Origin of the sequence: Paenibacillus cineris (assembly GCF_018333335.1) — a bacterium.
Taxonomy (GTDB): domain Bacteria; phylum Bacillota; class Bacilli; order Paenibacillales; family Paenibacillaceae; genus Paenibacillus_AQ; species Paenibacillus_AQ favisporus.
The window spans coordinates 491,130-502,577 of the sequence record NZ_BORU01000002.1 but is presented as its reverse complement, the minus strand read 5'-3'; the positions used below and the strand labels follow the sequence as shown (position 1 = coordinate 502,577).

10 protein-coding genes are annotated in these 11,448 nt (G+C 57.2%); 5 read left to right on the top strand and 5 right to left on the bottom strand.

The window, feature by feature from the left end; all coding sequences use genetic code 11:
• Positions 1-155 precede the first annotated feature (155 nt).
• A complete protein-coding gene (locus KI379_RS23090; RefSeq protein ID WP_212985012.1) occupies positions 156-1,187 on the top strand; it encodes a ribonucleotide-diphosphate reductase subunit beta in 1,032 nt (343 codons plus the stop codon).
• A 143-nt stretch (positions 1,188-1,330) separates the two neighbouring features.
• Positions 1,331-2,029: a M50 family metallopeptidase gene (locus tag KI379_RS23085; RefSeq protein ID WP_076172968.1), complete on the top strand. Its 699-nt coding sequence runs from the start codon at positions 1,331-1,333 to the stop codon at positions 2,027-2,029.
• 123 nt (positions 2,030-2,152) lie between these two features.
• Here KI379_RS23085 and KI379_RS23080 read toward each other — a convergent pair whose 3' ends face one another.
• Positions 2,153-2,317 (bottom strand): DUF1328 domain-containing protein, encoded by a 165-nt coding sequence (locus tag KI379_RS23080; RefSeq protein WP_076172824.1) that lies wholly within the window; start codon positions 2,315-2,317, stop codon positions 2,153-2,155.
• Between the two features lie 154 nt (positions 2,318-2,471).
• Between KI379_RS23080 and KI379_RS23075 the strand changes: the two genes are divergently transcribed.
• Complete coding sequence (locus KI379_RS23075) at positions 2,472-2,942, top strand: MarR family winged helix-turn-helix transcriptional regulator (RefSeq protein WP_212985011.1); 471 nt, start codon at positions 2,472-2,474, stop codon at positions 2,940-2,942.
• 174 nt (positions 2,943-3,116) lie between these two features.
• On the opposite strand, the gene KI379_RS23070 is transcribed toward KI379_RS23075, so the two are convergent.
• Complete coding sequence (locus KI379_RS23070; RefSeq protein WP_212985010.1) at positions 3,117-3,293, bottom strand: hypothetical protein; 177 nt, start codon at positions 3,291-3,293, stop codon at positions 3,117-3,119.
• On the opposite strand from KI379_RS23070, the gene serS reads away from it, so the two are divergent.
• Both serS and KI379_RS23060 read left to right on the top strand, forming a co-directional pair.
• Positions 3,283-4,578, top strand: a complete 1,296-nt coding sequence (gene serS, locus KI379_RS23065) for a serine--tRNA ligase (RefSeq protein ID WP_212985009.1) — start codon at positions 3,283-3,285, stop codon at positions 4,576-4,578. The two genes, KI379_RS23070 and serS, sit on opposite strands and share 11 nt — an antisense overlap.
• 166 nt (positions 4,579-4,744) lie before the next feature.
• Positions 4,745-5,251 carry a DUF1572 family protein gene (locus tag KI379_RS23060; RefSeq protein WP_089549125.1) on the top strand — a complete coding sequence of 169 codons (507 nt, stop codon included), beginning with the start codon at positions 4,745-4,747 and terminating at the stop codon, positions 5,249-5,251.
• Positions 5,252-5,457: 206 nt separating this feature from the next.
• Here the strand turns inward: KI379_RS23060 and KI379_RS23055 are convergent, their stop codons facing one another.
• From KI379_RS23055 to KI379_RS23045, 3 genes are all read right to left on the bottom strand, one after another.
• The gene (locus tag KI379_RS23055; RefSeq protein WP_212985008.1) at positions 5,458-7,998 is read right to left on the bottom strand and encodes a LamG-like jellyroll fold domain-containing protein; all 2,541 of its coding nucleotides are present in this window, start codon (positions 7,996-7,998) and stop codon (positions 5,458-5,460) included.
• Positions 7,999-8,438: 440 nt separating this feature from the next.
• Positions 8,439-9,578, bottom strand: a complete 1,140-nt coding sequence (locus KI379_RS23050) for a glycoside hydrolase family 88 protein (RefSeq protein ID WP_089549127.1) — start codon at positions 9,576-9,578, stop codon at positions 8,439-8,441.
• Positions 9,579-9,580: 2 nt separating this feature from the next.
• Entirely contained in the window at positions 9,581-11,440 is a 1,860-nt protein-coding gene (locus KI379_RS23045; RefSeq protein ID WP_244879411.1) for a heparinase II/III family protein, read from the bottom strand.
• Between the last annotated feature and the right edge of the window lie 8 nt (positions 11,441-11,448).

Genomic DNA, 11,448 nt, shown 5'->3' with positions numbered 1-11,448 from the left:
AAATACACTACTGCATGATAAGTACAAAACCATTTAGACAGATTGTTTGGGAAAGAGATGAATGATTTAGATCAACTGATATGGATTACAGCATTCTGCGATGGATGTTGATATATATGAGCAAGTAAAAACAGAACTACGAGGAGGAATCGAGTATGCAAATGCAAAAGATTTTTAACACCGAAGCGCCGAACCGCTCGACCCGCATCATCGAAGGAGAATGCTCGGGCATCCTGAACTGGAACGATATCCGCATGCCCCATATGTACAAATTGTATAAGGTTCTGCTGCTGAACCACTGGATCGCCGACGAAATTCCGATGGCCAAAGACGCGCAGCAGTTCGTCAACCTCGATCCGGAAGAGCAGCGCACCTTCAAGATCAACATTTCCTTGCTCGCCGTGCTGGACTCGATGCAGACGATGTTCATCGGCGACGTAAAGCGTTATTTTACCGATTCCTCGCTGGAGGCCATCTCGGCTATCATCGGGCAGCAGGAAGTCGTACACAACCAATCCTACTCCTACGTGCTGTCTTCGATCGTTTCGGAGCAGGAGCAGAAAGAGATTTTCGAATACTGGAAGCATGATCCGGTGCTGCTCGACCGCAACCGTTTCATCTCGGAAATCTACCAGGAGTTCCGCGACGAGCAGAATCCGCAAACGTTCTTTAGAGCACTTGTTGCCGACCTGATCCTGGAAGGCATTTTCTTCTACAGCACATTCGCCTTCTTCTACAACCTGGCCCGTGACCAGAAGATGATGGCGACCAGCCAAATGATCTCCTACATCCAGCGCGACGAGAACCAGCACTGCTACTTCTTCGGCGAAGTGTTCAAGCAGCTGCTCAAGGATTTCCCTGAGCTGAACACGAAGGAGAACACGGACTACGTCTACCGCACGATCGACCGCGCGGTTGAGCTGGAAACGAACTGGGCGCACTACACGCTCAGCGAGGTCAAAGGCATCGATCTGAATGAGCTGTCCGACTACATCAAGTACATCGCCAACAAACGCCTGAAAATGATGGGGATGGAAAAAGGCTACGAAGGCGTGGATTCCAACTGCATGCCATGGATTCGTCCTTTCTCCGACGAGGCGCTCAACGCCACCAAAACGGACTTCTTCGAAGCCAAATCCCGCAACTACGGCAAGGTCGGCGACGACAACGGATTCGACGATCTGTAAGCCGCTCGCCTGCAATATGCTAGTTCCGCAACAACCGGGAAGTGCTGCTCCGCTGCGCTTCCCTTTTTTATTGGATCGTGTATGATGGAACAAAAGATATTAGATCCGCATGTTACCGTTTGGAAAGGAGCTGCCCGTTGCCCGTGAATAAATCCTTGAAGGCTGTCTTGTTTCTTGTCGCATCCGCGATTCTGACCCGGCTGATCCCGTTCTCCTCCTGGTTCCGCACCCTGGATACGATGATTCATGAGTTCGGCCATGCGGTCGTCACCCTGCTGCTCTCCGGTAGGGTTCTGCGCATTGAACTCAATGCCGATCACAGCGGGACCACCTACTCCTATTTATCCTCCGGCTGGAGCTCCGTGCTCGTCTCGCTGTCGGGGTATACGATCGCTTCCATCTTCGCTGTGCTTCTGTTCTACGGGTACGCCAAACGTAAGCAGGCCGCCGGGCTGATCCTGATCACGCTGCTGGCTGCCGTCAACCTGCTCTTTTTTGTCCGGAACAGCTACGGCGTTTGGTGGCTCGTCATCTTTATGGCGCTGAACATCGTGTTTTATTTGCTGGGCAGCACCGTGCGCAATTTCTATTACCTTCTGCTCGCCTTCCTTTGCCTGGAAGAATCGGTTGTTGGGCCGCTTACCCTGGCCATTACTTCCTTGACCAATCCGCGGCAGGCCGGTGACGCGGCCAACCTGGCTCACATGACGGTGCTCCCTGCCATCGCCTGGTCGGTGCTGTTTCTCCTGTTTGCGCTTTGGTGCACCACCCAAAGCCTTACCTTGTTTTGGCGGAAGCCCGCGCGAAAGCCTGCAGCAAACACCAGCATGCGGACCGGATAAAACTTACACCGTTTCGAATTCTCTCAACCCAAAAAAAAGGCTTGTCCCACACGTATGTGGGCGCAAGCCTTTTCTGCTCTTATCGAGTGTTCGTATGAACTGGGATCAGCGGCGCAGCATGCGTCAACTGCTACGTCTTCTGCCAAAAATCAGCGACAGAATAAACAGGATCAGGAAGACGAAGAACAGCACCTTTGCGACGCCAACGAGCGCAGAAACGATGCCGAAGAAGCCGAAAATCGCAGCTACGATGGCAATGATCAAAAACAAAATCGCGAGTCCGATCATCGTGATCACCTTTCTTTCGTTAGAATGTGGTACTTGTTTTTAACCCTGAATCGGAGATTTGAACCTTGAAAAATGCCCCAAATCCGCATATAATTTGTCCATATTTGAACTGTTCATCAATGAACAAATTAATAAGCGAAAGGTTGCCTGAGCCATGGATCACCAAGAACGCCAAGATCCTCAAATCAAGCTGGCCGCTGAAGTCGTTCAATCCTTTTCTGGCATTCAAAAACGCCTTCTGGAGTTTACCCGCAGCAACGCGGAGGGACTAGGATTAACCGTGCTGCAGCTCGCCATCCTGAACACGCTGTATACCGCGCCCGGCATGACACTAAGAGAATTAACCGAGCGTCTCTCTTCTCCTAAAAGCACCCTTAGCGTTCAAGTGGAAGGCCTCGTCCAATCGGGATTGGTGGACCGTGTTATCTCCGAAACAGACCGCAGGGAGGTCAAATTGAGCCTTACCGCTGTTGGACGGGAGCGATCCCTTCAGTCGGCGGCTAAGCCCCGCTCCTACCAAGCCATGGCGTATGCCCTCGAGCAGCTCCCCGCTTCCGATGTGGAGAGCCTGCTCCGCATTCACCAAAACATACAAAAGCTTTTGGAGGAGTACACATCCAGGTAAGGGATGTATGTATATTGTGCTTTTGATCGGTTTACGCTATACTAAACCGCAAAGAACTGAACAGTGACATTACGCCGATGAACAGCATCCAACTGTGAGGCGTTTTCGACCGGAGCGGATGGCGATTCCCGCGTGTACGCAGCATGACAGTGCAGCGGCTCCTCCATTCTCTCTCTAAGTTAACCGGCCTCCGTCCGTTATCGCGGAACCAAGCGGATCGGCACTGCCTTCGGGCAGGCTGGTCAAATTGGGTGGCACCGCGAGCAAGCGCTCCTCGTCCCAAGGGATGAGGGCGCTTTTTGTATTTTTACAGGACAAAAGGACAAAGGAGACGGTATCGATGTTAAACATTCAATTCATCCGTGACCATCAGGAACAGGTACAGCAAGTCGCGGAGCAAAAAAACATTCCCTTTCAGGTGGACGATCTGCTGGAATGGGACGAGAAGCGGAGAAGGCTGCTGCAGGAGACGGAATCGCTAAGGGCTCAGCGCAATGAGCTGACCAAGAGCATCGCGGGACTGCTGAAGCAGGGCAAGGACGAAGCCGCGGAGCAGCTTAAGGGCCAAGTGAAGGAGATTAACCGCAGCCTGGACGGCTGCGAAGCCGGTCTGCGCGAGGCAACCAGCAAATTTGAGGAACTGATGCTGCTCGCCCCCAACGTTGTCTCGGAGGACACGCCGATTGGCAAGGACGACAGCGACAATGTGGAAGTCCGCCGGATCGGGACGCCGCGGCAATTCGATTTTGAGATGAAGGATCATGTCACGCTCGGCGAGCTGCACGATCTGTTCGATATTCCGCGCGGGGTCAAGACGGCGGGCAGCCGCAGCTATTATTTGAAGGGAGCTGGCCTGTTCCTTCATCTGGCCGTACAGCGGCTGGCGATTGACCTCCTGGCCTCGCGCGGATTTACGCCGATGGACGTACCGGTCATGGTCCGTCCCGAAGCGCTGGCCCGATCGGGATTTTTCCCTACCGGGAAGGATCAGACCTATGAGCTGGCCGGTGAGGACAAGTGGCTCGTCGGCACTTCGGAGGTGTCGCTGGTGTCGTACTACAGCGACGAAGTGATCGACGCCGCCCTCCCTATCCGGCTCGCGGGCGTGTCGAGCTGCTTCCGCCGGGAAATCGGCTCGGCGGGCCGCGACGTACGCGGCTTATACCGCGTCCACCAGTTCGCCAAGGTCGAGCAGGTCGTTCTCTGCGAGAACGATCCCGCGGCGTCGGAGGCGATGCTTCAGGAAATTACCGGCCATGCCGAGGAGATCCTGCGGCTGCTGGAGCTTCCTTACCGGGTGATGGCCGTCTGCACCGGAGACATGTCGCAGAAGACGTATAAGCAGTACGACATCGAAACCTGGATGCCGAGCCGCGGAGCCTACGGCGAAACCCATTCGTCGTCGAATCTGCTCGACTTCCAGGCCCGGCGCTCGAACATCCGCTACCGCGATGCGGAAGGCAGGCTGCAGCACTGCCATACGCTGAACAATACGGCCGTGGCCTCGCCCCGCATTCTGATTCCGCTGCTCGAAAACCATCAGCGGGAAGACGGATCGATTTACATTCCGAACGCCCTTCGGCCTTATATGGGCGGCATCGCCGAGCTGGTCCCCCCCGTCCCCAAAGAGGAGTAACCGCGGACTATTGGGGATATGGGAGATCAGGAATGGCAGGAGCGGCGATAAAACCGGAAGACCCGAAAATGAAAAGATATTGTAGAGTCACCTCCCTGCTTGCCGGGAAAGAAGAACGGCCCCTATACTGGTTTAAAAAAGTTATTTTATAGCGGAGGTGGTTGGAATGAGCGCCCACGATATCGGGACCGAATATTTCCGGGTGGTCAACGAGAAATTCGCCGAACTGAAACGTTCCGCCGAGAAGGCGATCGCGCAGGTTCCGGACGATAAGCTGAATTGGTCGTTAAACGAAGACTCCAACAGCATTGCGGTTATCGTTCATCATATGAGCGGGAACATGATCTCCCGCTGGACGAACTTCCTTGATTCCGACGGGGAAAAAGAAGGCCGCGACCGGGACAGCGAGTTCGAGGGCACCGTGGCCTCAAGAGAAGAACTGCTGGACATCTGGAACCGCGGCTGGGGCGTCTTTCTGAAGGCGCTAGGCTCCCTCAGCAGCGATGACCTGCTGCGGACCGTCTACATCCGGGAAAAGCCGCATTCGGTGCTGGAAGCGATCGAACGGCAGATGTCGCACTATTCCAGCCATATCGGGCAGATCATTTACATCGCCAAGCAGATTCAATCGGACGCTTGGGAGACGCTGACGATTCCGCGCCGCAAGAGCTAGCGGATGAAAGGCCTCCTCTATCGGGTGATTTTGCCCACAGAACATTAGCCTAAGCAAAGGCAGCGCAATAATGCCGAGAATGGGAACCTGCTGGTTCGCCGCCCCGGCCGATATCAGTGAGTCGTCAAAAAGGGACAAAGTGAAAAGAGTTTCCTCTTTTCACTTTGTCCCTTTTTATTACCGCCTGCCTTGGGGTATGCTCATGTTTAAGACGGATTCTTGGCCAAATCCGCTGCCTGCGCTGGCGTCAGTGCGCCATCGTACACGCGCAGCTCGTCGATCAGCCCTTTAAACGGCGGATCCCACCAGTTGACGCCCAGGCTAAAGCTTGCCTTCGTGCCGGTAAACCAGTCCGGGAAGTTCGCTCCCTTGAACTTCTGCACCCCATTTACGTACACGGTCAGCGTGCCATTCTCCGCGGAAAAGGCCAGATGCGACCACTCGCCGGTCGGAATGGTCAGTCCGGTCGCCCCGTCATACCAGATCGTGCTGCCCGACCAGACCATCGTATTGTTGGCGACGGCTCCCCGTGGCACGAGGCTCACCCAATGGTCGCCGTCCTTCGCGCCAAAGAAGGCCGTCGTGTACGTCGTCAGCTCCTCCGGTTTGATCCACAGCGCAACCGAATAGGCATTGCTTGAAATCAGTCCGTCCGGCAGCCGGATCCCGGAGGCTCCATCGAACTTGGCGGCCTGGCCTTGTCTGCCCTCGGCGAAGGTGATGCTGCCGCCGGACTTGTCAATCCGGTCGCCGGTCACCGTACCTGCGGCAAACCGCCCCTGACTGTCCGCAAAGCTGCCATCAAGGCCGTAATAAGCAGACAGCTTGGCGTCCTGGTACGGCAGAACGGTCACCGTAAAGGACTTCGTCAGCGAAGCGCCGCCTTTGGTGATTGTCGCAGTGAGCACCGCTTGAACCGGGGCGCCGCCCGCCGGACGGTGCACCTCACCTTTGGTCGATACGACCGCTTCGTCCGAGCTCTTCCAGGAAATCGCGGTGTGCCGGGTTCCTTCCGCCGGAAGGGCGAGGTCCGACACGACCTTCGCCGTATCCCCCAGATTCAGATCGTTGTATACGTCCTGAACCAGCGCCTGATCAGTTTTGTCTTCAAGCCGGCTGCCCCAGACCGCCACGCCCTCCCGCGAAGAAGCCGTGAAGGTCATGACATAACGCTCGGACACCGGATCCCAGCCGCTGGCGAAGACGCCCTTGTACACGGAACCGGCAATGACAAGCTCCGCCTCGTTGTGCCCGGTCTTTTTCCAAATGCCGGTCACATCGCCTGAAATCGTGTTGTCCTTGTTCAGCCGGATATACACGGAGGACTGGATATCCGCGGTCGTCCCTTTTCCGTGGTTGATGAATTTATATTCCCCGATCAGGTCCTGACGGTCCACCTTGCTTAACGTTTCTCCTGCATACCGGTATGGGGCAACCACCGGCCAGCCGTCCGCATTCATGTACATTTGATGCACCCGCACCTCATGCGCTTCGCCCATCTGCGGGAAACGGGTATGGAAGACGAGGAACCGCTTGCCGGTCGCATCATCCAGCAGCACGGAGTTATGCCCTGGAGACACATAGCCTACGCCGATGCCGGTGCCCGGATCGCCCACGTCTCTGGCAAACAGGTAGTTCCCCATCAGCTTGTTGCCGTACGGCGCGTTGTCCGTGTCTCCGGGCAGAACGGCGTTCTGGCCCTGGGCATCCACATACGGTCCGTCCGGGTTCTTCGCGCGGAACACCCGCATGTTGTAACCTCCGTCGGCTCCAAGCCAGCCGTAGGTCATGTACAGGTAGTAGTAGCCGGTAGCTTTATCAAACACCACATACGGACCTTCGCCCGATTTGCCGTAACCTCCGGCCACCTTCGTGCCGAAATACCGGTCCACCAGGCGTCCGTCGGCGGTCTTGCCGTCTTTGCCGGGATATTTCACCTTGCCGGTCTTCGGGTCCACGGGAAGGACGAAGATACCACCGGACCAGGAGCCGTAAGACATCCAGAGCTGCCCGTTTTTGTCATAGTACAGGTTCGGATCGATCGCATTCGGATACGTGCCGTTGGCAAACGACCCGTCAGCGTTGAACCAGGCACCGCTTGCCCCGCTGAGCTGTCCGCCGTCGATCAGCTTCGGAATGTTCGTGTTCGTCCACTTTTTATTGATCACGCTGTCCTTATCCTTGGCATCGCCCTCCGTAAAGCCGGAGTACACCAGGGTATCGACATACTGATAAGGCCCCTCGATCTTTGGCGACACGGCAAACCCGATGGTCGACCGGATATACGTCGAGGACGTGCAGTAGTACAGCATATAGGCGCCTTTGGTGTCGTCCGTATTCACATATTCGGGATTCCAGAACACGTCGGGAGCCCACACGGAAAAACCGCCCTTGCTGTCCGAATCATTTTGTCCGGCCCAGGCGAACGACCCGGCCAAATTTTGCGCCGGATCGCCATACAGCACGTTGCCCGGCGTCGTATACCCGTTCGTAAACCGGGTCCAGCTCTGCAGGTCCTTTGATCGGGCCGCTTCAATATGCGAACCGAATACGTAATACGTATCCCCGTCCTTCACGATGGATGGATCGTGTACGGATACGTTTTGATACACCGGCGCCTGTCCCTGCTGCTCCTGTGTCTTGCCGCCTTTCTGCGCCGTACTGTCCGGCCCGGTACCAAATACCTGCCCCGGAACCGTGACGAACAGCATCATCATCAAAAATGCCGAAACCCACCTTCTGTTCATGTTTGCTCCCTCCAACAAATAAAATTTTCAGAAAATAAGATCATTCAACCTTTGGCGAAAACGCATTCATTGATCCGCACAGCGCTGCTTCATCGTGACCCCTGCCGCGGCCCGGCGACCGATCCCTCCCTTGTTACCGTTTCGTCGACCTGTAAACCGCTTTCAACACGTATTTTGTTTAGATAAAACTAAAATGTTTTAAGTAATCATATAATGATAATCATTAAATTTCAATCGTCTTCGGAAAATATTTAACTTATCGCTGCTCAAATAACAGTTATCATCCTTCATTAAGTTTAGGAAAGTTTAAAACAAAAAAAAGAATGAGACCCTAAAGTCCCATTCCTTTCGTCCGTTCAAGTATTCAGCTGTAAAAAACAGGCTTTGACCGCTCAACCTTGCACGTTCAAATCGCCCATACGCCGCAATACAACGCCCGCTTATTCCCAATAAAACGGTCCTTTCCCCTGCAGCCGGGCGAGGCCTTCCACGAAGAAAAAGTCGCCGTAAATCAGCGGCACGTCCACATTCGTTTGGTTCGGATAATGGCTCGTCCCATGCAAAATGAGGCCTTCCTGCGCATGATCGTCAAAAGCGCCGTAGTTCGCGTATAGCGACTCCAATATGCGCACGGCCGGCTCACGGTAGACGGCTGCTTCCAGCTCACCCACCTGCTCCGACAGCAGGAGCAGCCCGCTGGCCGCGCACGCGCCGGCCGAGGAGTCGCGGTATTGCCTTTCTTCCAGCGGCGCCCGGAAGTCCCAGTGCGGCACGTGGTCCTGCGGCAGATTGGCAAGGAAGAAGTGGGCGACACGCTTGGCCGTGTCCAGATAGGCTTGCTTGCCGGTATGATGATAGGCCAGCGTCAGGCCGTAGATGGCCCAGGCCGTGCCGCGGGACCAGGCCGACTCCGGCGCATAGCCCTGGCCGCCGATGCCGCCGATACGCTCGCCCGTGTCCGGGTCGTAGCGCATAATGTGATACACGGAGCCGTCCGGACGGACAAAGTCGGCGGCCACCGTGTCCATATGCGCCTCAGCGACGTGGCGGTACCGCGGATCGCCGGTCATGGCGGACGCCTGGAACAGCAGCGGCACGTTCATGGCGCAGTCGATGATGGTGACGCCGGCATTGTCCTCGCCTGCGGACCACGGATTCCAGGCGCGGATGAACCGGCCTTTCAAATTAAAGCGGGCGGCCAGGTAATTCGCCGCCTTGAGCGCCCTCCGCTTCGACTCCTCGCTTCCCGTCAGCTTGTAGGAAGCCAGGCTCGTCAGCGTCCACATAAATCCGAGGTCATGGTCGAGACGGGTGTAGCCGTCCAATACTTCATCGAGCCGGGCCTCGCATTCCTCGGCGATCCCCCGCAGACGCTCGTCCCCGCTGCCGTTATACAGCAGCCAGAGCAGCCCCGGCCAGAAGCCCGCCGTCCACCAGTGCGGGGGTTCCAGCACATACTCGCCGTTTGGGCTGGCATGGGGAAATCCCGCCCCGATGCGCTGGCTCGTGCGCCGGACTTTATCCAGCGCCTTGCCCCAAGCTTCATTTACCCATACCGCTTGCGCGGCCTGTTCCGTCATATTCACTCCCGATCCCCGCTTTCCCTGTCATTTGGCTCAAACTCAAAGGTGACGGCGACCCGGATGGAGGGCTCCGGCTTCCGGACCGTCAAATCGATCGTGTACCATTCGGCTTCGCATCCGTCATGGTCCATAAACATCCGCCGGGTGATCTCCGGCGAGAGCATCCCGCCGTCATAACGCATAATCAGCTTCAAGCCCTGCTCTCCTGATCCTTGGAGCTCGATCCGGTCCCCCGCAAGCCGCGGCCGGACGCGGGTGACAAAACGCTCCACCACCGAGCTTGGCGCTCCTGCAAACCGATACTCGTCCGTAAGGGCCAGACTCGGCAGCCCGCCCTGCATCTCCCAGCGGAGCGCACGGCGCAGGCTTTCCAGCCCCGCGTACCGGTAAGCTTGCGTGAGGTCCACGCCAAACACAGCTCCAGCCTCATCGGCATAAGCCTCTTCGACCACCGCCCGGCTGTCCTCTCCTTCGGCCTGATACTGGCCGCCGACGATCGGCACGCTGTGCCCCTGCGAGCCGTTGCAGTCGTAGGTGTAGCGCTCCGGTCCGAAATACGACTTCGTGTATTCCCCGCTGCCGAGGTCGGCGAGGAAAAACTCGCCGTCCCCGTACAGCATGAACTGCCCGAGGTCGTTATGGTTGTGGGGCTCGGCGTTATGCCCGCCTTTGGCTGCAAAGCCGAACGCGCAGCCGGGGCCGGCATGCCGCCAGATGAGCCACTGTGCGTCGGGCAGGTAGCCGAAGAACGGCCCCCACTCGCTCTGGGCCGGCTCCCCGCTCCGCCACAGCAGATTCCGGATGGCCGGCGCCCAGCGGCTGCAGTGATCCTGCGTAAACGCAGCCCGGAGGCGGGCCGGCGGCCGCTGGAACTCGGGATACAGGCCGGCCAAATAATCCGACAGCCCCGGCTGAATGCTGCCGCTTGGCCTGGAGTCGGAGAAGTTCGCCACCGCGCTTCCGCCAAGAAAGCATGTTTGCAGAAACAGCGCGATGCGGCGGACCTTGTCGCTGGCGAACCAGTCCAGCCGTCCACGGGACCGCTTCCGGAGCAGATCGGCGTAATACGTAAAATAACCGAATCCGTAATTCCAGTACCCGAGCCCCTCCTGACAGGCGCCGTCTTCACCGAACCCCGTCAGGTAGCAGTGCATGCTTCTCTCCGCCTTCGCCAGAACGGCCGCCAAACGGTCCGCATCCTCCATTAGCAGCAGCGCCGCAGCGCCGATCGAACCGGCGCACACGGCGGACCAGTTATGTACGGCCGACTCCCAGTGATACTCCCGGGCCAAATACGGCTCGAACAGGCGGCGATGCACTTCATCCCGAATTCGGCTCCGGATCAGGGGCGGCAGATCGTCGCCCGCCAGGTACAGCAGCTCGCAGAGCGCAAAGCCGGTTTCGGCACTGAACAAATCGATCTCTCCCCCGGCGTCCCCTTCCCCCAGGTGGGCGGGGAGGCACCAGGTATACTCCTCCAAAATAAGCCACAGCGTATCGCACAGTGCCTCGCGGTATTCATCCCGCTCCGGCTCAAGCATCGTCAGAATCGCAAAGGTGTTCAGCCGGCGGCGCCGCTCAAAATACACCCGCTCATACCCAAGCCGGCGCCCGGTACGGGCAAAGTCGGCATACAGCGAGTACGTTAATACCGGCAGCGGCAGTCCAAGCAGCCGCTGACCTTCCGCCTGAATTTCACGCCGGTCCGCTTCATACAGGTCCGAGGTCCGGACCTTCTGCCAGAAACGGGCCGCGTCGCCGTCCGGATAATACAGGTCCAACCCGGCGGGAACCATGTCATGAGTCACTTCCTTCAGGGACGGACTTCCTTGCTCGTGACGGGATGATGATTCCAGCAATTGCGAAT